Here is a 20,042-nt window from a genome sequence, read left to right as displayed (position 1 = left end):
AGTGCCGGTCAGGGCATAGGGTGTCCGTGTGGAACAGGCATCTCTCGAGCTGACGGTAGGTCCGGTCGCCCATGGCGGTTGGTGCGTGGCGCGCCATGACGGGCGCGTGGTGTTCGTACGCCACGCGCTGCCCGGCGAGCGGGTCATCGCCGAGGTCACCGAGGAGACGACCCGCTTCCTCCGGGCCGACGCCGTGCGGGTGCTGGAGCCATCGCCCGACCGCGTGGTCCCGCCCTGCCCCTACGCGGGCCCCGGCCGCTGCGGCGGCTGCGACTGGCAGCACGCCACCCAGGAGGCCCAGCGTGGCCTCAAGGCCGCCGTGGTGGCCGAGCAGCTGAGCAGGCTGGCCGGCATCGAGCGCGAGATCGTGGTCGAGGAGGTGCCGGGCGCCAAGGACGGGCTCGGCTGGCGCACCCGCGTACAGTTCGCCGCCCGGCCGAGCGGCGAGCTCGGCTTCCGCAGGCACCGCTCGCACGACATCGAGGTGGTCGACGCCTGCCTGATCGCGCACCCGGAGGTGGAGGCCGTCGGCGCCGAGCAGCGCGAGTGGCAGGGCGCGTCCGCCGTCGAGGTGATCGCCTCCTCGACCGGCGACCGGGCCGTGGTGGTCAGGCCGCGCCCCAGGCGCAGCGTGACCGTGCCCGACCTCGACGCGCCCGCCTCGATCCTGCTCGACCAGGGCAAGGGCCACACCGTCCCGCGCAAGGGCTCGGGCGTGCTGCGCGAGCAGGTGGGCGACCGCGAGTTCAGGGTGGCGGGCAGCGGCTTCTGGCAGGTGCACCCGGGCGCCGCCGAGACTTTGCTGGACGCCGTCCTGTCCTACGCCGCGCCGGAGCCGGGGGAGTGGGCGCTGGACCTCTACTGCGGGGTCGGCCTGTTCGCCGCCGGCCTGGCGGAGGGCGTGGGGGAGCAGGGCGCGGTGTTCGGCCTGGAGTCGGAGGCGTCGGCCGTCCGCGACGCCCGCGCCAACCTGCGCGACCTGCCGCAGGCCCGGGTGGAACGGGGACGGGTGGAGGAGGCGCTGGACCGGTTCCAGATCGAGCGGGCCGACATCGTCGTCGTCGATCCGCCCCGGTCGGGGCTGGGACGCGACGTGGTCCACCGGATCACCGCGCTGGAGTCCTCGCGGATCGTCTACGTCTCGTGCGACCCGGCGACGCTGGCCCGAGACCTGGCCTGGTTCGGCGACGACGGCTACGGGCTGGTCGACCTGCGGGCCTTCGACGCCTTCCCGATGACCCATCATGTGGAGTGCGTGGCCCTGCTGGCAAGGGGATGACGTCCTTCCCAGCATCGTCGTGATGGGAAGCAGACCTCCATCCACCGCACGTCCTCATGGGCCGATCCCTGGAGCTGGTCTTGGCAAGCGCGAGCACGCACACCCGGCCGCTCATCGACGCCGCACTGGTCAGACGCCTGGTCGATGCCCAGTTCCCGCAGTGGGCCGAGCTGCCCCTGAAGCTGCTCGAACCGGCCGGCTCGGACCACGTGATCTACCGGCTGGGCGAGGAGCTGTCCGTCCGGCTGCCCCGCCACACCGGGGCCATCGGGCAGGCCAAGAAGGAGTACGAGTGGCTGCCCCGGCTCGCCCCGCACCTGCCGCTGGCCATCCCGGTGCCGGTGGGAGTGGGTGAGCCCGGCTACGGCTATCCCTGGCCGTGGGCGGTGTCGCGCTGGCTGGACGGCGAGGTGGCGACCGTGGAGACCCTGGCCTCCTCGTCAGAGGCCGCCGTCGAACTGGCGGAGTTCCTCACCGCCCTTCAGCGATTCGCGCCCGGGGACATTCCGGCCGCGAGTGCCCGGGAGGACCTCACCGGGCGACCACTGGCAGACCGGGACCGCGCCACGCGGGCCGCCATCGCGCAGGTGGGCACCACGTCTGGGGTCGTGTCCGGGGTGGCGTCTGGAGCGGCGTCGGGAGCCGCGGTCGACACTGGCTTGGGTGCCGTTTTCGACGCCGCAGCCATGACCGAGCTGTGGGACGCGGCGCTGAGCGTACCCGGATGGGACCGCCCTCCGGTCTGGTTCCACGGCGACTTCCACACCGGCAACCTGCTGACCGCCGACGGCCGCCTCAGCGCGGTCATCGACTTCGGCGAGCTTGGCATCGGCGACCCGGCCTGCGACCTGACCATCGCCTTCACCCTGATGTCGGCCGAGAGCCGGACCGCCTTCCGCGCGGCGCTCGGCGTGGATGACGACACCTGGACCCGCGGCCGCGGCTGGGCACTCGCCACCGGCCTGAACGCCTACACCTCCTACGCCGCCACCAACCCCCGGGTCGCCGCGCAGACCACCCGCCAGATCACCGAGGCCCTCATCGGCTAGCGTCTGTCCGGCCTTTGCTCAAGAGGTGAGTGGGTGAAGGTGAGATTCCGCGAGCCGGGCGGGCGCCGCACGGCTGGCCAAGATCGAGCCCCGGCCGGCCTTCGACCTGATCGGGTAGGCGGGCTCACGCCTTCGGGGGCAGGTCGCCGAGCCAGCGTTTCGCGGCTCGTGCCGTACGCAGGCGGATCACCGTCACCTCCGGATGGCGGGTGACGAGGTCGGCGGTCTGCGTTCTGCGGCGCTGGTGGTGTGTCCACGCCCACCGGATCGGGTGGTCGGGTTCGAGCCAGGAGCTCCAGTCTTCCCGGTTGCCGTTCCACAGCTCGCGCCGGGTGATGGCGCGGCCGAGTGAGCGGCGTACGACCCGCCACATCACGGTGCGGCGCGGCAGGTCCAGCCAGACGGCCGTGTCCGCGCGCTGCCACAGGAGGTCGCCCAAAGAGCGGTGGTACTGGTCCTCGGTCACCCACCGTTCGCCCCGGCTGAACTCGTCCACGTCAGCCTCGAACTCCGGCCGCTTGACCCAGCCGGGCCCGTGATGCAGGGCGTCGAGCTCGTGTCGGGGAAGGCCGAGCCGGGCGGTCAGCTTCCTGGCGAGCGTCGTCTTGCCCGACCCGGAGATGCCGCAGACGATGATCCTGTTCACCGTCCTAGTTTGACGGCGCGCGGAATCGGGTGCTGGATGGGACGACCACGAATCCGCCGACCGAAGCCGCCCGGACCGCGAGCTCAAGGGTTGGGGCCGGGTCAGCCGAGCTTGATCTGGTAGTCGAGAATCGCCCGATCGGCAGGGATGACGATGGGATCGGCCACTTCGACAACGCGGCCCTGGGCCAGCATGCGGCGGGTGATGGCGAACACGGGCACCCCGGATCCGATGCTCAACGTGGTCGTCTCCTCCGGCGTGGGCATCCGCGCCGAGACGCTCTCTTGGACGTCGTCCACGACGATGCCGATGGAGCGCAGTTGGGCGATGGTTCCGCCCGGCCACGGTTCGCGATCGGGGTCGGCGACCGGCGTGCCCTCGACATCGGAGGCGAGCAGGCACGGCCGGGACATCTGGGTCGGCTCTCCCTTGGCGTGGAAGACGAAGCGCCGCTCCAGGACGCGCGTCCCGACCGCGACGCCGAACAGTTCGCCCAGGCGCTCGTCCGCCTCGATCCACTCATACGCCCGGTCGAGCCGGTAGTCCTGCCAGGCGATGCCCTGCTCGGCTGTGAAGGACGTCTGCGGTGTGTCCTGCGGCTCCATGTCCGCGCGATACCGCTCAGACGCGATGCGCCGAACCGAGGGCCGGCGCCTGGCGAAGACGCCGCGACCGCGCTGGCTGAACACCAGCCCTTCCGCCTTCAAGGCGGCGATGGCCTTGCCGACGGTGCTCTTGCTGGCGTGATATCGGGCGATGAGCTCCGGTTCGGATGGTAGGAGCTCGCCGGGGCGGAGCCTGCCGGACTCGATGGCCTCGCGGTAGTCGTTCACGATCCGCTGGTAGAGCGGCTGAGCCATGGGCGGCCTTCCTGTGCCGGACCCGATCAGCTTAATGTCATGACCGTCCCGCCCGCTCATCGACTGGCAGACCGGAATCGCGCCACGCGGGCCGGCGTCGCGCGGGCGCCCCCGGTCTGGTTCCGCGGCGACCTCCACACCGGCAACCTGCTGACCGTGGGCACCGCTTAGCGGCCGACCAGGCAGTTGATGACTCGATCAAGGGCATCGGTGAGCACGTCAGGCGGAGTCGCGAAGTTGAGCCGGATGAAGCCGTCCCCCGACGCTCCGTGATCGGCTCCCGAGGTGGTGGCGATGTTGGTCCGGTCCAGCAGGTGGGCCGCCGGGTCCGCGAGCCCGAACCGGCGCAGGTCGAGCCAGGCGAGGAAACCCGCGTCCGGCTCCATGTATCCGATGTCCAGGTCGGCGAGCATGTTGGTGACCAGCTTCCGGTTGCCGTCCAGGAACCGGACTGCCTCGCGCAGCCACGGCCTGCCGTCGCGGAGCGCGGCGACGGTGGCTGTCATGCCGAGCGGACTCATCCCGCCCACCGCCGCCCTCGGCAGGCTCTGCCAGAGTCGCGCGTCGTCTGGATTGCTGAAAGCGATCAGCCCGCACCGCAGGCCGGGGAAGTTCCACGCCTTGGTCGCGCTGATCAGAGTGATCGCGTTGTCGTCGAGCGAGCCGTACGGGGTGAAACCGAGGTGATAGCGCAGCGGCGCGTGGATCTCGTCGCTGATCACTCGCGCCCCGTGCCGCGCGGCGAGTTCGGCCAGGCCCCGCAATTCGTCGCGATCGAACACGCGGCCCGTTGGGTTGCTGGGATGACAGAGCAGGACACTGCCCGCGCCCGCGCGCAGTGCCCGATCGATGCCGTCGAGGTCGAGTTCGTAGCCTCGTTCTCCGATACGCATCGGCACCTCGACGGCCTCGCGACCGGCGACTCGGATGGCGTCGAAGAACCGGCCGTAGGTCGGGGTCGGCACGACCACCGGCGAACCCGCCCTGGTCAGATGCCTGATCGACATGGTCACGCCGCGCATCAGCTCCGGCAGCAGCCGTACTCGGTCCGGGCCGACCGTGAGACCGTGCACCTCGGTGAGCCATTCGCCGGCCACCTGGGGAACCTCACTGAGCTCGTCGGCGAGCGGATAGCCGAACGCCTGCCGTCGCACGTCGTCCTGAACGGCGGCGAGGACGGGTCCGGCGACCGGCAGATCCATCTCGGCGACGGTGAGATCGATGATGTCCCGGTCGTACTGAGACCACCGCTTGTTCCGCCGGGCGCGGGACCGCTCGAGGTCCCAGTCGAGGTCGATCGCCATCTCGATCAAGCCATGCTCCTTACGTCTTGTGAGGTTGCGGCCGCTGCCAGTGATCGCTGGTGGCGCAGGCCGGACCGGTGCGCGAGCCACCAGATTCCCGCGCTGAACACACCGACGAGAATGGAGTCGTACGGCGCGGCGACGACGCCGGCCCCTTCGAACGAGCCGAGCGCGGACAGCACCGCGAGCATGAGCAGGAAGCCCACCAGCCAGCCGCCCGCCGCTCGCATCCTGGCTGTTCGGACGAGGTAGATCAGGAAGCCGATCAGCAGCAACGGCACGGCGACCCGGATCTTTTCCCAGGTCGACCAGTAGAGAATGAGGCCGGAAAGCACGAAGGACGTGAAGCCGACCGGAATCGCCCACCTTCGGAGCCAGCCCTGGTCTGGCGGAGTCGCCGCCGCGAGTACGGTTACCGCGACCGAGACGGCCGCATAGGAGAGTCCGTAGTAGAAGCTCAGCGAGCTGGCGATGGATTTCCAGTTCCCGAAGGTGAGCACGATGACCGAGCCGATGCCGACGTTGAGCAGCAGCGCGCGCCGGGGAATGCCGAACCGCGCGTCCACTTTCGTCAGTGCGGCGGGCAGCAGGCCGTTCTGCGCCGCGCCGTAGGTGTAGCGGCCCTTGACACCGATGCCGATCAGCAGGCTGCCGGAAGGGGAGAAGATCGCGTCGGCGAGCAGCACGGCGGCGAACCAGGACAGGCCGAGCAGAGTGGCGAGCGAGGCGAGCGGCGAACTGAGGTTGATCCCGTGCCAGCCGCTGCCGAGCAGCCCGTTGGGCAACGAGAAGATCATCACCGCTTGCAGGCCCATGTACAGCACGATCGTCCCGGCCAGCACGATCAGCGTGGCCCTCGGCACCGTGCGGCGCGGATCCTTCGCCTCGCCGGACATCACGGCCGCGGCGTTGATTCCGGTGAACGAGTACACCAGCCCGCCGCCCACCACGGCGGTGAGTGCCGCCGAGACGCCGTAGGGCGCGATCCCGCCGCCGGTCGCCACGTTGGTCGTGTCGAAGCCGCTGGCCAGCAAAAGGATCACGGTAAGTGCCGGGATCACCACCTTGATGGTGGCGACCACGTTGTTCACCTTGGCGAGCAGTTTGATCCCGAACAGGTTGAGCGTGCAGAAGAACACGAGCAGCCCGGCGGCGATCAGCCGTCCCGGCCAGCTCAACGACTCGCCGGACATCACCCAAGGCAGCCACTTGGCCGCGTATTGCACGACCGCCGTCGACTCGCTCGGCCCGGCGCTGACCGCCTGGAGAAACACCGCCCAGCCGACCACGCTGCCGACCAGTGGGCCTGACGCCAGTTGCGGCCAACGGACGTTGCCGCCGGACATCGGATGACGGAAGGCGAGGTCGATGAAGGCGAGTGACACCAGGGCGGTGGCGACCGAGGCGATCGTCCAGGACAGGAAGGCGGCCGGCCCGGCCGCCTTGGCCACGGTGTACGGCGCGAGCAGCCAGCCCGAGCCGATGACGCTGGAGAAGGTGATCAGGGAAAGGGAGATGGTGCCGAGCCCGCGCCGCAGGCGCAGATCCTCGCCCGGCGAAACAGCCGACGGCGTCTGAGTCATGCCCAGAACTATCCATGATGTCCGAATCGCTGAGGTAGACCTGAAATGTCTGGGGCCAGGGTTAGGCTGTGCCTATGACTGTCCCCGGCTTCGGCGGCACCGGTCACAAGATCGAGACAATGGATCTGGTCGTGTTCACCACGGTGGTCCGCACGGGAAGCCTCGGCGCGGCGGCCACCGACCTACGGCTGTCGACGCCGTCGGTCAGCGCCAGGATCGCCGCCCTGGAGCGCAAGCTCGGCACCGCGTTGCTCGTGCGGGGCCCGCGGGGCAGCATCACCACACCGGCCGGAGAGCGGTTGAACGACTACGCACAGCGATGTCTCGACCTTCTCGACGAGGCGGCCATCGGAGTGGCGAAGCACGAGACCCAGCGGCTCGTTCTCGCCGCGCCCGCGAGCCTCGGCGACGTCGTCTTCCCCGCCGCGCTGCGGGCGGTCGCGGGCGAACCGATCGCCGTGCACTGCCGGGTCGCGCACAGCGGCGAGGTCGTCGGCCGCCTCGTCGACGGCAGCGTCCACGCCGGATTCGTGATGCCCAAGGTGCCGTTGCGCGGGCTGCGGTCCGAGCCGATCGACCGCTCCGCGCTGGTGGCGGTGTGCCATCGGGACCATCCTCTCGCCGGACGCAGACGCCTCAGGATCGAACACCTCAGCGGAACGGGCGTCATCGTCTACCGGTGGGGTCGTGACGCCCAGGAACTCGCCGCTTCCCTCGAACATCCGGACCGAGGACTGAACGCCCCGATCCACACCACCGGCCTGCCGTCGACCGCGATCCGGCTGGCGGTCGACGCGGGCTTCGTCGCCATAGTCCCCCGCTTCGTCGCAGCGCGATCGATCCGGGACGGTGACACTGTGCTCCTGCCGCTACGGTTCGGCGGCTGGCGGGTCGACGTGCAGTTCGTCTACGCCTCAGCTACCGCCGACCGGCTCGGCGTGCGCACCCTGCTGGACAACCTCCCCGCACTCCGCGCCGCCTTCGAGGAGGGTTGATCGGCAGTACCTTGGCCCGGTCTCCGCCGCAGCGAGGACACCGGTGCGGCGCGGCAGGCCCAGCCAGACGACCGTGTCGGCGCGTTCAGGCGAATCTTTCGATGGTGACGGGAATCAGGCATTGCCCGCGGATCGCCTGTCGATGGTGGTGGAGCAGCGCCCCGATGGGGGCCTCCGGGCCGGTTCCCAGGCGTACGGTCACATCGAGACACCAGGCGATTCCCGGACCGATCCGCCGTAATTCCCAGGTGAAGTCGTGCCCCGCGGCGGTCGCCGTCGCCGTGCCGACCACGCGGGCCAGGGGATCCGCGGGGTCTTCGACCGGCTCCAGCCTCAGGGCAGAGCGAAGGCTCCCCAGGTCGCGCGGTTCCCCGGCGAACAGGACGCGGTAGCGGCGCGATCCGGCCGTGCCCAGGTCGAGCGGGGCGGCGGCCGGCAACGGCTGGCGTTCGCGAGGCAAGGAGCGGATCTCCGCCTCCCGCGGCAGTTCGCCCCCGCCGCACGCCTGGTAAGCGTCGCTCGCGTCGTGACGGCTCACCGGGATCACCCGCGAACGCGGCAGGGCGTCGGTACGGATGTCGCGGCTCGTCGTGGCCGAACCGCGCCAGGCACCGGCCCCCGCCGACCACTCGACACTGTCGATACCGGCCGCGGTGTAGTCGGCGCAGAGGACGAACTCCTCGACCAGGATCCCCAGGGGAGGCGCTCCACGGTCCCTGTCCTCCGGCGCGGCGAAGATCAGGTAGTAGTCCATTGAGGCGTCGTCCGCGCCGCCGGCCCCCTGCGCACCATCTGACATCAGGTGATCCTCCGAGCTAGGTGTTACCGCGCCTGTTCAGGGGAGCCGTCACGGCCGATCGCCTACTTGCCGACACGAACCCGGGGCCCCAGCGTCCAGTTCTGGTTCGTGCTGCCCGGATCGCAGCGCGAGCCGAAGACCTGGCCCTTGTCGTTGCTGTTCAGGCAAGTCGCCGGTGACAGGCCCGTCCACTTGATCAGAAACCAGTCGCCGTAGTTGGTCTTGATGGTGGAGAAGGTCAACCGCTGATGCTTGAGATCGGACCCGCAGCGGCGTACGAGCACGAGCGGGCCTTTGGGCGCATCGATGCACAGCTTGCCGTGAAAGTCGGCGCTGGCGAGTTGGGAGCGGGCAGTGCGATTCCATAAGTAGCCCTGGAGGCCGGGCTGGCATTCCCAGGTCCGCGCGATGTTGCCCATCCGCCGCGTTGAGCTGTCCCCGCCGATGGTGAGGCACATAAGGGTGGAGACGTTTTTGATCACGTAGCCGCTGTCCGCCAGCGCCGGCGCCGTCGGTGTCAGGGCGGCCAGGACGGTTGCCGTGAGGGCCACCTTTGCGATCTTTGCCCGTCTGCTCATGGGTCGGCATGCTATCCAGACCGCGAGCGGCGAATGAGCTTCACAGCCACCCCATCCGCTGAGCCGTACGGATGGCTTCGAGCCGGTTCTGGGCGTTCAGCTTGGTCATCGCGCTGGACAGGTAGTTGCGTACGGTGCCCTCGGTGAGGTGCAGCTCGGCCGCGATCCGCGCGATCGTGGCCCCGTCGTCGGCCAGGCGCAGGGCGTCCCGTTCCCGTTCGGTGAGGGGGCTGTCGCCCGCGGCCATGGCCGCCGCCGCGAGTTCGGCGTCCAGATAGCGGCCGCCCGACTGAACCTTGCGGATCGCCATGGCCAGCTCCTCGGCCGAGGCGTCCTTGCCGAGGAAGCCGCTCACCCCCGCCGCCATCGCCCTGCGCAGGTAGCCGGGCCGCCCCAGGCTGGTCAGGATGACGATCTTGCACATGGAGCTGATCTGCTCCGCCGCGCTCAGCCCGTCCATGCCGGGCATCTCGATGTCGAGTACGGCCACGTCGGGGCGGTGCTCGACGACGGCGGTCAGCACCTCGTCGCCCCGGCCGACCTGGGCGACCACCTCGATGCCCGCCTCCAGGTCGAGCAGGGCCGCCAGGGCGCCGCGCACCAGGTGCTCGTCGTCGGCCAGCAGTACGCGCGTCGTCATGCCGGGACCGCCGCCCTGAGCAGGTAGGCGCCGTCGTCCGTAGGCGCCGCCGACAGCGTGCCGCCCGCGGCGCTGAGCCGCTGCGACAGGCCGCCGAGCCCGTCCGGCGCGTGGTCGCTCACCGGCCCGTCGACCCCGTCGTTGGACATCTCCAGCACCCCGTCCTCGATCGTTATCGTGCAATGTCCGGCTTTGCTGTGCTTGAGGATGTTGGTCGCGCCTTCGCGGACCACGGTGGCCAGCAGTGTGCGGGTCTCGGCGGTCAGCGAGCCCGTGTCCGCCCGGACGACGCAGCGTACGTCCGCCGCCTCCAGCACCGCCCGCACGCTGGCCAGGACCTCGTCGAGGTCCACGGCCCGATAGCTCTGCACGGTGGACCGCACCTCGCGCAGCGTCTGCCTGGCCAGGTCGCGTACCTCGAACATCTCGCCCGCCGCCGCCGAGGGATCCTCGCGCAGCGTCTGGGAGGCGGCCCCGGCCCTGGCCGAGATGTCGGCGAGGCTCTGGCCGAGCAGGTCGTTCAGGTCGCGGGCGAAGCGCAGGCGCTCCTCCGACACCGCGAGCCTGGCCCTGGCCTCCTGGCCCTCGTGGGCGTCCCTGGCCACGCGCCACAGCCACAGGTTCGCCAGGACGCCGCCGCTGACGATGGCGGTGAGGATGGTCTGGACGAGGAGGACCTCGATCAGGAACCCGACCGCGAGCGTGACGTACGCGTTGACGACCACGATCGACCCGGCGGCCAGGATGAGGATGGTGCGCCTGCGGACGAACAGGGCGAGCATTCCCAGCCACACCGGGATCGCCCAGACCAGCGCCAAGACGGTCAGGAGCAGCGTGATGACCCCGGCGACCGCCAGGATCCCGGTCGGCCGCCGGCCGCCCCTGACGGCGATCCTGAACGGGCGGGTGGCCAGCCCGACCAGTACGAGGAGCAGGACGGCCGCCGCTATCGTGAGGGCGGCGGGAAAGCCCGCACTCCACCGGGCGTACAGCTCGAAGAGCCCGATCAGGGCGAGCAGGTTGGCGATGTCGGTGCTGTAGACGATCAGCCAGCGCACCTTGTCGAGCCGGCTCGCCCGCCGAAGCCGGCCGCCGCCCGCCTGGCTCGCCCGCTGTAGCCGGCCGCCGCCCACCGCCCTCATGCGGGCACCGCCGCCCGCAGCAGGAACTCGCCCGCGGGCGTGGTGGCCGCCGTGAACGAGCCGCCCGCGGCCCCCATGCGCTCGGCCAGCCCGCGCAGCCCGCTCCCGGCCCCGGTCGCCCAGCTGGTCGCGGGCCCGGGCACACCGTCGTTGCGCATCTCTAGCACGCCACCGTCGATGACGATCGCGCAGCGCGTGGCCGTACTGTGCTTGAGCACGTTGGTGGCCCCCTCGCGCACCGCCCAGGCGAGCAGCGTACGGGCGGCGGGGGACAGGTCGTCGGTCCTGGCTTCGATGACGCACCGCGCGCCCGCCGCCTCCAGCGCGGCGCGGACCCCGGCGAGCTCCTCGTCCAGGTCGAGCACCCGGTAGCCGTCCACGGCCACCTGCACCTCGGCGAGCGACTCGGCGGCCAGGCGGCGTACGTCGGCCATCTCGGCCGCCGCCTTGCCCGTGTCGATGGTGGCCAGCTTGGCGGCCAGCTCGCTCTTCAGCGTGAGGACGGACAGGCTGTGGCCGAGCAGGTCGTGCAGGTCGCGGGCGAAGCGCAGCCGCTCGTTCGACACGGCCAGGGTGGCCTTGGCCTCCCGGCTGTCGTAGGCCTCCCTGATCGTCCACCACAGCCAGCGCCAGAGCCTCATGGTGGCGGGCAGCAGCACGGCGGACACCGTGAGGGAGATCAGGAGGTACTGCCAAGGCTGGTCGCTGACCGCCGACACATAGAAGGTGGTCAGCGCGACCAGCGCGGCGCCCACGCAGGCCGTCGCCCGGAGCGGGAGGTAGAGGGCGAGGGCCGAGAGCCAGAGGCACCCGACCATCTCCCACGACCCGGCGGTGGTGATGGAGGGCGGCACGAGCGCCACCGCGCCGGCGGCGAACAGCCCGCCCGCGACCAGCTTCGCCGTGGGCCGCGGCCGGTCGTCGTAGGCGTCGCGCAGGACCAGGGGGAGGACCGCCAGCGCGGCCAGCACGCACACCTCTGCGGCCACCGCGTGCGGTACGAAGATGCGCCCCTCGCGGGCCGAGGCGAGGACCATCATCGAGAGCATGAAGCCCATCAGGGCGACCGTGGCGTCCATCCAGTAGAGGAGGATCTTCTTCGCCGTCTCGGGACGGGTCGCCATCTCACCCCTCTCTCGCCGACAAAAGCCACGCTGCTCACAAAATCCTATGGCCGTCGCGGGAGCGGCGGGATGCGGCGGGAGCATTCTCCGGGTGTCGTCCATTGTGTGGTGGTACGTAAGCGGATAATGAGGCTTATGAAGTTGCGGATCTTCACTGAGCCCCAGCAGGGTGCCACCTACGACGACCTGCTCACCGTCGCCCAGGCCACGGAACGGCTGGGTTTCGACGCGTTCTTCCGGTCTGACCATTACATGCGCATCGGAGAAGGAGAGCCGGGGCCCGGGTCGACCGACGCCTGGCTCACGCTGGCCGCGCTGGCCAGGGAGACCTCCACGATCAGGCTCGGCACGCTGGTGAGCCCGGCCACGTTCCGGCTGCCGGGGCCGCTGGCCATCAGCGTCGCGCAGGTGGACCAGATGAGCGGCGGCCGGGTCGAGCTGGGCTTCGGCACCGGCTGGTTCGAGGAGGAACACCGCTCGTACGGCATCCCGTTCCCGCCGGTGGGGGAGCGGTTCGGCCGGTTCGAAGAGCAGCTGGAGATCGTCCTGGGGCTGTGGACGGCGGAGAAGACCTACTCCTTCGAGGGCAGCTACTACCGGCTCGTCGACTCCCCGGCGCTGCCCAAGCCGGTCCAGCGCCCGCACCCGCCGGTCATCATCGGCGGCGTCGGCGCCAAGCGCACGCCCCGGCTGGTGGCCGCCTTCGCCGACGAGTACAACGTGCCGTTCAGGACGCTGTCCGACACGAGCGAGGCATATGCCCGGGTGCGGGAGGCGAGCGCGGAGACCGGCCGTACCGTGCTCCTGTCGGCGGCGCAGACCGTCTGCGTCGGCCGCGACCAGGCCGAGATCGAACGGCGCGCGGCCGCCATCGGGGAGGACCTGGCCGGGCTGCGCGCGGGCGGTCTCGCGGGGACTCCGGCCGAGGTGGTCGACAAGATCGGCCGGCTGGGCGAGCTCGGTGCCGAGCGGGTCTACCTCCAGGTCATGGACCTGTCCGACCTGGAGCACCTGGAGCTGATCGCGGCCGAGGTACTGCCACACGTCTGACATAACCGTTAGCGCCCCTTTGTTGGCCTGCGGCACACTTGGCCCGTGCTGCTGACCATTACGACCACCGCCACACCCGCCACCGACCTGGGCTTTCTCCTGCACAAGCATCCTGATCGGGTGCAGGAGTTCGACCGGTCGTTCGGCACGGCCACGGTCTTCTACCCGGAGTCGGGCGAGGGGCGCTGCACGGCGGCGCTGCTGCTGGAGGTCGACCCGATCGCGCTGGTCCGGTCACGTGGCAAGAACTCGCCCGACTTCAGCCTGTCCCAGTACGTCAATGACCGGCCCTACGCCGCCTCCTCGCTGCTGGCCGTGGCCCTGGGCGACGTCTTCCGCACCGCGCGGGCCGGGCGCTGCAAGGCCAGGCCGGACCTGCCGGGCAGGCCGATGCCGCTGGAGATCCGGCTGCCCGCGCTGCCCTGCCGCGGCGGGCCCGAGCTGGCGGTCCGGCTGTTCGAGCCGCTCGGCTGGGCCGTCGAGGCGAAGGCCGTACCCCTGGACGAGGGTTTTCCCGAGTGGGGCGACTCGCGCTACGTCCGGCTGACGCTCAGCGGGACCGTCCGGCTGGCCGACGCGCTCAACCACCTGTACGTGCTGCTGCCCGTCCTCGACGACGGCAAGCACTATTGGATCGCGCCCGACGAGGTCGACAAGCTGGTCAGGGCCGGTGAGGGCTGGCTGTACGGGCACCCGGAGCGCGGCCTGATCATGCGCCGCTACCTGGGCCGCCGCTGGGCGCTGGCCCGGACGGCGCTGGCCCGGCTGGCCGAGCTGGGCGACGAGACCGAGGAGCAGCTGGAGCCCGCGGTCGACGAGGACGCGGCGGCGGGGGAGACCGCGGCCGACGAGGCGGCGGCCGCCGAGGCCGTGGCCCAGGGCGAGGCGCCGGAGGTCAAGCCGAAGGCGCTGAACGTCAGGCGGCGTGAGGCCGTACTGGAGACCCTGGAGGAGCTCGGCGCGACCAGCGTGCTCGACCTCGGCTGCGGGCAGGGCGAGCTGGTCGGCGCGCTGCTGGCCAGGCCCAGGTTCGCCAGGGTCGCCGGGATGGACGTCTCGGCCATGGCGCTCACCATCGCCGCGCGCAAGCTCAAGCTGGACCGGATGCCCGACGGCAAGCGGGCCAGGCTGACGCTGTTCCAGGGCGCGCTCACCTACACCGACAAGCGGCTGACCGGCTATGACGCCGCGGTGCTCATGGAGGTGGTCGAGCACGTCGACCCGCCGCGCCTGGCGGCGCTCGAACGCGTCGTGTTCGGCCACGCCCGGCCCCAGCACGTGCTGGTCACCACCCCGAACATCGAGTACAACCCCCGCTACGAGTTCCTGACCGGACTGCGCCACCGCGACCACCGTTTCGAGTGGACCCGCGCCGAGTTCGCCGCGTGGGCCGAGCGGGTGGCCGAGCAGTACGGATACCAGGTCACCTACAAGCCCGTTGGCGACGACGACCCCGAGGTCGGGCCGCCCACCCAGATGGGAGTGTTCACCCGATGAGCCCGATCAGCGTTCCCGAGCTATCCCTCGTGGTGCTCGTCGGTGTGTCGGGCAGCGGGAAGTCGACATTCGCCGCCAAGCACTTCAAGCCGACGCAGGTCATCTCGTCCGACTTCTGCCGCGGCCTGGTCGCCGACGACGAGAACGACCAGTCGGCCACCCCCGCCGCCTTCGACCTGCTGCACCACATCGTCGGCGTACGCCTGGCCAGGGGGCTGTTCACCGTGGTCGACGCCACAAACGTCCAGTACCCCGCCCGCCGCAGCCTCATCGAGCTGGCCAAGAAGCACGACGTGCTGGCCGAGGCGATCGTGCTGGACACCCCCGAGGAGGTGGCGATCGAGCGCAACGCCGGCCGCCCCAACCGCGACTTCGGGCCCGGCGTGGTGATCCGCCAGCGCAAGGACCTGCGCCGCTCGCTGGGCAAGATCTCCCGCGACGGCTTCAGGAAGGTGCACGTGCTGCGCGGCCTGGAGGCCATCGAGAACGCGGAGCTGTCGTACGAGAAGGCGTGGAGCGACAAGCGCGAGCTGACCGGCCCGTTCGACGTCATCGGCGATATCCACGGCTGCCGTTCGGAGCTGGAGACGCTGCTGGAGAGCCTGGGCTGGCAGATTAAGCGCGTCGAGGGCAGGGCGGTGACGGCTCAGCACCCGGCCGGTCGTACGGCGGTGTTCGTCGGCGACCTGGTCGACCGCGGCCCCGACACGCCGGGTGTGCTCCGCCTGGTCATGGGCATGGTCGCGGCCGGTACCGCGATCTGCGTCTCGGGCAACCACGAGGCGAAGCTGGTGCGCGCGCTGAACGGCCGCAAGGTCAAGGTCGCGCATGGCCTCCAGGAGTCGCTCGACCAGCTCGCCGCCGAGCCGCCGGAGTTCGTCGAGCGGGCCCGTACCTTCATGGAGGGCCTGATCAGCCACTACCGGCTCGACGGCGGCCGGCTCGTCGTCGCGCACGCCGGGCTCAAGGAGGCCTACCACGGCCGCGCGTCCGGCCGCGTCCGCTCCTTCGCCCTGTATGGCGACACGACGGGCGAGACCGACGAGTACGGCCTGCCGGTCCGCTACCCCTGGGCCGAGGAGTACCGCGGCCGGGCCATGGTCGTCTACGGCCACACGCCCACGATCAAGGCCGAATGGATCAACAACACGATCTGCCTCGACACCGGCTGCGTCTTCGGCGGCACGATGACCGCGCTGCGCTACCCGGAACGCGAGCTGGTCTCGGTCCCCGCCGAGAAGGTCTGGTACGAGTCGGTCAAGCCGCTCGGCGGCGGGCCCGCCCGTGACCCGGGCATGCTCGACATCGGCGACGTCCAGGGCACCAGGCACATCGAGACCCGGTTCGGCACCCGCGTGAAGGTGATGGAGGAGAACGCGGCCGCCGCCCTGGAGATCATGAGCAGGTTCGCCGTGGACCCGCGCTGGCTGGTCTACCTCCCGCCGACCATGGCCCCGCCCGAGACCTCCGCGCTCGACGGCTTCCTGGAGCACCCGCACGAGGCGTTCGAGGAGTTCGCCGCCGCCGGGGTGAGCGAGGTCGTGTGCGAGGAGAAGCACATGGGCTCGCGGGCCGTCGCCGTGCTCGCCAGAACTCCCGAGGTGGCCGCCGCCCGCTTCGGCGTGTCCGACGGCTCCGCGGGCGCCGTCTACACGCGTACCGGGCGCCCGTTCTTCGACGACATGGCGCCGCTGGTGGACCGGCTGCGCGAGGCGTGCGAGCCGCTGTGGGCCGAGCTCGGCTCCGACTGGGTGGCGCTCGACTGCGAGCTGCTGCCCTGGTCGGCCAAGGCGGGCGAGCTGATCAGGAGCCAGTACGCCTCCGTCGGCGCGGCCGCGCGGGCGGCGCTGCCCGAGGCCATGTCGGCTCTGGAGGCGGCCGCCGGGCGCGGGCTGGATGTGGGCGGGCTGCTCGCCCGCACTCGACGCCGCACCGACAACGCTGCCCTGTTCCGCGACGCCTATGCGCGTTACTGCTGGCCGGTCGACGGCCTGGAGGGGGTACGGGTGGCGCCGTTCCAGATCCTGGCCTGCGAAGGCCGGGCCACGGCGCTGGAGCCGCACGCCTGGCACCTGGCGAAACTCGCCCTGCTGGACTCGCCGCTGATCACCCACACCAGGCACCTGTTCGTCTCCCTCGACTCGCCGCAGGCGCGGGCCGAGGCGGTCGAGTGGTGGTCGTCGCTCACGGCGGCGGGCGGCGAGGGCATGGTGGTCAAACCCGCTCAGTACGTGGCGGGTCGGGTCCAGCCGGGGGTCAAGGTACGCGGCCGCGAATACCTGCGGATCATCTACGGCCCCGACTACACCGAGTCGCTCGACGTGCTGCGCAGGCGTTTCCTCGGCAAGAAGCGGTCCATGGCGCTGCGTGAGTACGCGCTCGGCCTGGAGGCCCTGTCGCGCCTGGCCGAAGGCGACGCGGGCTGGCGGGTCCACGAGCCGGTTTTCGGGGTACTCGCCCTGGAATCCGAGCCGGTGGACCCTCGGCTCTAGTTTTTTAAGTAATCGTGGTTTTTGAGTAATCATGGCCGTACGTGGAGTGACTGCGGGTAAATCCCCATTTCGGGGAGGAGGCCCGCATGGCTACTCAGTCCGGCCACCAGGAGAACCTCGGCCACGTCGTCTTCATCACGGCGGCGGCGGCCATCGGCGGGTTCCTGTTCGGCTACGACAGCGCCGTGATCAACGGCGCTGTCGTCGGCATCCAGAAGTACTTCCACGTCGGCCCGGTGGAGATCGGGATCGTGGTGGCCATCGCGCTGCTCGGCTCCGCCATCGGCGCCTGGATCGCGGGCCGGCTGGCCGACTGGTGGGGACGTACCAGGACCATGCAGGTGGCGGCCATCCTCTTCTCCGCCAGCTCGATCGGGCAGATGCTGCCGTTCGCCCTGTGGGACCTGGCCTTCTGGCGGATCCTGGCGGGCATCGCGATCGGGATGGCCTCGGTGCTCGGCCCGGCCTACATCGCCGAGGTGTCGCCGCCCGCCTACCGAGGCCGGCTCGGCTCCTTCCAGCAGCTCGCGATCGTGCTGGGCATCGCGTTCTCGCAGCTGGTCAACTACGCCTTCGTCCGGCTGGCCAGGGGCGACGTCAACAACCCGCTGTGGGGACTGCAGGCCTGGCAGTGGATGCTGGGCGCGTGCGTCGTGCCGGCCCTGCTCTACCTGCTGTTCGCCTCGACCATCCCCGAGTCGCCCCGGTACCTGATCGCGGTCGGCCGGATCAGGCAGGCCCGCACAGTGCTGACCGAGGTCGAGGGCGAGCACGTAGATCTGGACGCCCGGGTCGCGGAGATCAATCAAGTCCTCAGGACTGAGGAAAGGACCACGATCAAGGAGCTGCGCGGGCCCGCCCTCGGGCTGCTGCCGATCGTCTGGATCGGCATCGCCCTGTCGGTCTTCCAGCAATTCGTCGGCATCAACGTGATCTTCTACTACTCGTCGGTGCTCTGGCAGTCGGTGGGCATCACCCAGGCCAACTCGCTGCTGATCAGCTTCTCCAGCTCGGTCATCAACATCATCGGCACGTTCATCGCGATCTCGCTGGTCGACAAGATCGGGCGCAAGCCGCTGCTGCTCATCGGCTCGGCGGGTATGGCCATCGCGCTGGGCACGGCCGCGTGGGCGTTCTCCTACGCCCGCGGGCTCAGCCTGCCCGCCCCGCAGGGACCCATCGCGCTGGTCGCGGCCAACGTGTTCGTGCTGTTCTTCGCGCTGTCGTGGGGTGTCGTGGTGTGGGTGCTGCTGGGGGAGATGTTCCCCAACCGCATCCGGGCCGCCGCCCTGGGCGTGGCCGCCTCGGCGCAGTGGATCGCGAACTGGGCGATCACGGTGACCTTCCCGGCCCTGTCGAAGTGGAACCTGCCTCTGACGTACGCCATGTACTCCTTCTTCGCCGTGCTGTCGTTCCTGTTCGTCGCCAAGTTCGTCAGGGAGACCAAGGGGCGCAAGCTCGAGGAGATGGGCTAGCCTCCGGTGCGTGATTGACGACGTGCTCGGTCCCTCCATCGAGGTGTTGTTCTGCGGGATCAATCCCGGGCTGATGTCGGAGGCCACCGGCCATCACTTCGCCCGTCCCGGCAACCGGTTCTGGCCCGCGCTGCATCTGTCCGGGTTCACACCCCGGCTGCTCGCCCCGGCCGAGCAGCACCTGCTGCCGTCGTACGGGCTGGGCATCACGAACGTGGTCGCCCGGCCCAGCGCCAAGGCGTCGGAGCTGACCCGTGAGGAGCTGATCGAGGGCGGGGCCCGGCTGGCCGGGCTGGTGGCTTCGGTGCGGCCCCGGGCGCTGGCCGTGCTGGGGATCTCGGCGTACCGGACGGCTTTCGCCCGGCCGAAGGCGCGGATCGGTCTCCAGCCCGAGCCGGTGGGCGGCGTGCCGGTGTGGGCGCTGCCGAACCCGAGCGGCCTCAACGCCCACTGGACCCTGGCCGGCATCGCCGCCGAATTGCGGCTGCTGCGCGAGCACATCGGGCGGCCTTCGCGCACCTCTTGACGATCTCAGAGCTCGCTCCCTACTATCGGCTAACTCTTTAATGATCAACGCAATCCCCGTTTACGGTTCAACCACTTCCAGGTAGGCGGGAGTGGGCTTCACCGTAGCCTCGTAGGGAAATCTCGCATGACAGATGACTATGACGTCGTCATAGTCGGCGCAAGCATTTCCGGATGCGCCGGCGCAATACTGTTCGCGAATCTGGGAGCTCGCGTCGCGCTCTTGGAAAAGCATTCCGGCATGGACGCGTACAAGGTGTTGTGCACCCATACGCTGCAACCGAGCTGCCTGCCGGTCATCAAGACGCTGGGCCTGCTGCCGCTGCTCGAAGAGGCCGGGGCGCACCGGCACGTCACCCACCTGTGGACCCCCTGGGGCTGGATCGAGCCGCGCCCCGCGCCCGGCGCGGAGCCGCTTGCGCACGGACTCAACATCCGGCGCCAGACCCTGGACCCCATGCTCAGACGGCTCGCCGCCGAGACACCGGGAGTCGACCTCCGGCTCGGCCAGAACGTCAACGGGCTCCTGGAGGAGGACGGCCGCTTCACCGGAGTCCGCGTCACCGCGGGCGGCGTGGAGACCCGGCTGACGGCGCGGCTGGTCGTCGGCGCGGATGGGCGCAACTCGACCGTGGGCGCCCTCAGCGGGCTGCCCGTCAGGCTGAGCGCCAACAACCGGCTGGGCTTCTTCGCCCAGTACCGTGGCCTGCCGGAAGACGCGCCGAGCCGGGTGTGGTTCCTCGACCCGGACACCGCCTTCGCCTTCCCCAACGACGACGGCGTCACCGTGATCGCCTGCTCGCCCAGCAAGGAACAGCACAGCTCCGCCTTCCGCGCCGACCTCGAAGGCAGCTTCGAACGGTTCGTCCGCGCCCTGCCCGACGGGCCCCGCATCGACGGGGCCGAACGCGTCTCCAAGATCGTCGGGACGCTCGACCTGCCCAACGTCTACCGCAAGCCGTACGGACCGGGACTGGCCCTGGTCGGCGACGCGGCCCTGGCCA

Annotated in this window: 18 protein-coding genes and 1 pseudogene; 10 read left to right on the top strand and 9 right to left on the bottom strand. The window is 70.4% G+C overall.

Translation table 11 applies throughout. The features are described 5' to 3' along the window. Window positions 1–28 precede the first annotated feature (28 nt). Window positions 29–1,279 (top strand): class I SAM-dependent RNA methyltransferase, encoded by a 1,251-nt coding sequence (locus ACIBO2_RS57265; RefSeq protein WP_393463297.1) that lies wholly within the window; start codon window positions 29–31, stop codon window positions 1,277–1,279. Window positions 1,280–1,359: 80 nt separating this feature from the next. Beyond that, entirely contained in the window at window positions 1,360–2,328 is a 969-nt protein-coding gene (locus tag ACIBO2_RS57260) for an aminoglycoside phosphotransferase family protein (RefSeq protein WP_358549220.1), read from the top strand. 124 nt (window positions 2,329–2,452) lie between these two features. On the opposite strand, the gene ACIBO2_RS57255 is transcribed toward ACIBO2_RS57260, so the two are convergent. Together ACIBO2_RS57255 and ACIBO2_RS57250 are read right to left on the bottom strand one after the other, a co-directional pair. Then, window positions 2,453–2,974: a hypothetical protein gene (locus tag ACIBO2_RS57255; protein ID WP_358549217.1), complete on the bottom strand. Its 522-nt coding sequence runs from the start codon at window positions 2,972–2,974 to the stop codon at window positions 2,453–2,455. A 101-nt stretch (window positions 2,975–3,075) separates the two neighbouring features. Next, entirely contained in the window at window positions 3,076–3,834 is a 759-nt protein-coding gene (locus ACIBO2_RS57250) for a GntR family transcriptional regulator (protein ID WP_358549215.1), read from the bottom strand. A gap of 39 nt (window positions 3,835–3,873) precedes the next feature. On the opposite strand from ACIBO2_RS57250, the gene ACIBO2_RS57245 reads away from it, so the two are divergent. After that, entirely contained in the window at window positions 3,874–4,005 is a 132-nt protein-coding gene (locus ACIBO2_RS57245) for a hypothetical protein (RefSeq protein ID WP_358549213.1), read from the top strand. Here ACIBO2_RS57245 and ACIBO2_RS57240 read toward each other — a convergent pair. Beyond that, the gene (locus tag ACIBO2_RS57240) at window positions 4,002–5,138 is read right to left on the bottom strand and encodes a MalY/PatB family protein (RefSeq protein WP_397305230.1); all 1,137 of its coding nucleotides are present in this window, start codon (window positions 5,136–5,138) and stop codon (window positions 4,002–4,004) included. The two genes, ACIBO2_RS57245 and ACIBO2_RS57240, sit on opposite strands and share 4 nt — an antisense overlap. Before the next feature lie 5 nt (window positions 5,139–5,143). Next, on the bottom strand, window positions 5,144–6,721 hold the full coding sequence (locus ACIBO2_RS57235; RefSeq protein WP_397305221.1) for an APC family permease: 1,578 nt from the start codon (window positions 6,719–6,721) through the stop codon (window positions 5,144–5,146). 74 nt (window positions 6,722–6,795) lie between these two features. Here ACIBO2_RS57235 and ACIBO2_RS57230 point away from each other — a divergent pair, with 74 nt between their 5' ends. Continuing rightward, complete coding sequence (locus ACIBO2_RS57230; RefSeq protein ID WP_358549208.1) at window positions 6,796–7,716, top strand: LysR family transcriptional regulator; 921 nt, start codon at window positions 6,796–6,798, stop codon at window positions 7,714–7,716. Between the two features lie 85 nt (window positions 7,717–7,801). Here the strand turns inward: ACIBO2_RS57230 and ACIBO2_RS57225 are convergent, their stop codons facing one another. The 5 genes from ACIBO2_RS57225 to ACIBO2_RS57205 all read right to left on the bottom strand — a co-directional run bounded on the left by ACIBO2_RS57225 (window position 7,802) and on the right by ACIBO2_RS57205 (window position 11,999). After that, window positions 7,802–8,515: a hypothetical protein gene (locus ACIBO2_RS57225; RefSeq protein WP_397305220.1), complete on the bottom strand. Its 714-nt coding sequence runs from the start codon at window positions 8,513–8,515 to the stop codon at window positions 7,802–7,804. A gap of 62 nt (window positions 8,516–8,577) precedes the next feature. Beyond that, on the bottom strand, window positions 8,578–9,093 hold the full coding sequence (locus tag ACIBO2_RS57220) for a ricin-type beta-trefoil lectin domain protein (RefSeq protein ID WP_358549203.1): 516 nt from the start codon (window positions 9,091–9,093) through the stop codon (window positions 8,578–8,580). Between the two features lie 40 nt (window positions 9,094–9,133). Beyond that, window positions 9,134–9,733, bottom strand: a complete 600-nt coding sequence (locus tag ACIBO2_RS57215; protein WP_358549200.1) for a response regulator transcription factor — start codon at window positions 9,731–9,733, stop codon at window positions 9,134–9,136. Continuing rightward, window positions 9,730–10,875: a histidine kinase gene (locus ACIBO2_RS57210; protein ID WP_358549197.1), complete on the bottom strand. Its 1,146-nt coding sequence runs from the start codon at window positions 10,873–10,875 to the stop codon at window positions 9,730–9,732. The genes ACIBO2_RS57215 and ACIBO2_RS57210 overlap by 4 nt, the downstream gene beginning before the upstream one ends. Next, the gene (locus tag ACIBO2_RS57205) at window positions 10,872–11,999 is read right to left on the bottom strand and encodes a histidine kinase (protein WP_358549195.1); all 1,128 of its coding nucleotides are present in this window, start codon (window positions 11,997–11,999) and stop codon (window positions 10,872–10,874) included. Before ACIBO2_RS57205 ends, ACIBO2_RS57210 begins: the two co-directional genes overlap by 4 nt. 135 nt (window positions 12,000–12,134) lie before the next feature. On the opposite strand from ACIBO2_RS57205, the gene ACIBO2_RS57200 reads away from it, so the two are divergent. From ACIBO2_RS57200 to ACIBO2_RS57175, 6 genes and pseudogenes are all read left to right on the top strand, one after another. Further along, window positions 12,135–13,049: an LLM class F420-dependent oxidoreductase gene (locus ACIBO2_RS57200; protein WP_358549193.1), complete on the top strand. Its 915-nt coding sequence runs from the start codon at window positions 12,135–12,137 to the stop codon at window positions 13,047–13,049. Window positions 13,050–13,094: 45 nt separating this feature from the next. Beyond that, window positions 13,095–14,546 carry a 3' terminal RNA ribose 2'-O-methyltransferase Hen1 gene (locus ACIBO2_RS57195; RefSeq protein ID WP_358549190.1) on the top strand — a complete coding sequence of 484 codons (1,452 nt, stop codon included), beginning with the start codon at window positions 13,095–13,097 and terminating at the stop codon, window positions 14,544–14,546. After that, entirely contained in the window at window positions 14,543–17,038 is a 2,496-nt protein-coding gene (locus tag ACIBO2_RS57190; RefSeq protein WP_397305219.1) for a polynucleotide kinase-phosphatase, read from the top strand. The genes ACIBO2_RS57195 and ACIBO2_RS57190 overlap by 4 nt, the downstream gene beginning before the upstream one ends. A gap of 86 nt (window positions 17,039–17,124) precedes the next feature. Then, window positions 17,125–18,513: a sugar porter family MFS transporter gene (locus ACIBO2_RS57185; RefSeq protein WP_358549185.1), complete on the top strand. Its 1,389-nt coding sequence runs from the start codon at window positions 17,125–17,127 to the stop codon at window positions 18,511–18,513. Window positions 18,514–18,523: 10 nt separating this feature from the next. After that, the gene (mug, locus tag ACIBO2_RS57180) at window positions 18,524–19,039 is read left to right on the top strand and encodes a G/U mismatch-specific DNA glycosylase (RefSeq protein WP_358549183.1); all 516 of its coding nucleotides are present in this window, start codon (window positions 18,524–18,526) and stop codon (window positions 19,037–19,039) included. Between the two features lie 126 nt (window positions 19,040–19,165). After that, a pseudogene (locus ACIBO2_RS57175) lies at window positions 19,166–20,038 on the top strand (FAD-dependent oxidoreductase); the annotation flags it as partial. Window positions 20,039–20,042 lie beyond the last annotated feature (4 nt).

Origin of the sequence: Nonomuraea sp. NPDC050022 (assembly GCF_044460705.1) — a bacterium.
Lineage (GTDB): Bacteria > Actinomycetota > Actinomycetes > Streptosporangiales > Streptosporangiaceae > Nonomuraea.
Note: the sequence above shows the minus strand (reverse complement) of the source record. Positions and strands in the feature narration are given on the sequence as shown.

Coding starts and splice junctions, on each gene's coding strand:
- ACIBO2_RS57185 (WP_358549185.1), top strand. CDS start 17,125: ATGGCTACTCAGTCCGGCCACCAGGAGAACCTCGGCCACGTCGTCTTC.
- ACIBO2_RS57230 (WP_358549208.1), top strand. CDS start 6,796: ATGACTGTCCCCGGCTTCGGCGGCACCGGTCACAAGATCGAGACAATG.
- ACIBO2_RS57235 (WP_397305221.1), bottom strand. CDS start 6,721: ATGACTCAGACGCCGTCGGCTGTTTCGCCGGGCGAGGATCTGCGCCTG.
- ACIBO2_RS57210 (WP_358549197.1), bottom strand. CDS start 10,875: ATGAGGGCGGTGGGCGGCGGCCGGCTACAGCGGGCGAGCCAGGCGGGC.
- ACIBO2_RS57205 (WP_358549195.1), bottom strand. CDS start 11,999: ATGGCGACCCGTCCCGAGACGGCGAAGAAGATCCTCCTCTACTGGATG.
- ACIBO2_RS57245 (WP_358549213.1), top strand. CDS start 3,874: ATGACCGTCCCGCCCGCTCATCGACTGGCAGACCGGAATCGCGCCACG.
- ACIBO2_RS57200 (WP_358549193.1), top strand. CDS start 12,135: ATGAAGTTGCGGATCTTCACTGAGCCCCAGCAGGGTGCCACCTACGAC.
- ACIBO2_RS57240 (WP_397305230.1), bottom strand. CDS start 5,138: ATGGCGATCGACCTCGACTGGGACCTCGAGCGGTCCCGCGCCCGGCGG.
- ACIBO2_RS57190 (WP_397305219.1), top strand. CDS start 14,543: ATGAGCCCGATCAGCGTTCCCGAGCTATCCCTCGTGGTGCTCGTCGGT.
- ACIBO2_RS57225 (WP_397305220.1), bottom strand. CDS start 8,515: ATGTCAGATGGTGCGCAGGGGGCCGGCGGCGCGGACGACGCCTCAATG.
- ACIBO2_RS57250 (WP_358549215.1), bottom strand. CDS start 3,834: ATGGCTCAGCCGCTCTACCAGCGGATCGTGAACGACTACCGCGAGGCC.
- ACIBO2_RS57215 (WP_358549200.1), bottom strand. CDS start 9,733: ATGACGACGCGCGTACTGCTGGCCGACGACGAGCACCTGGTGCGCGGC.
- ACIBO2_RS57220 (WP_358549203.1), bottom strand. CDS start 9,093: ATGAGCAGACGGGCAAAGATCGCAAAGGTGGCCCTCACGGCAACCGTC.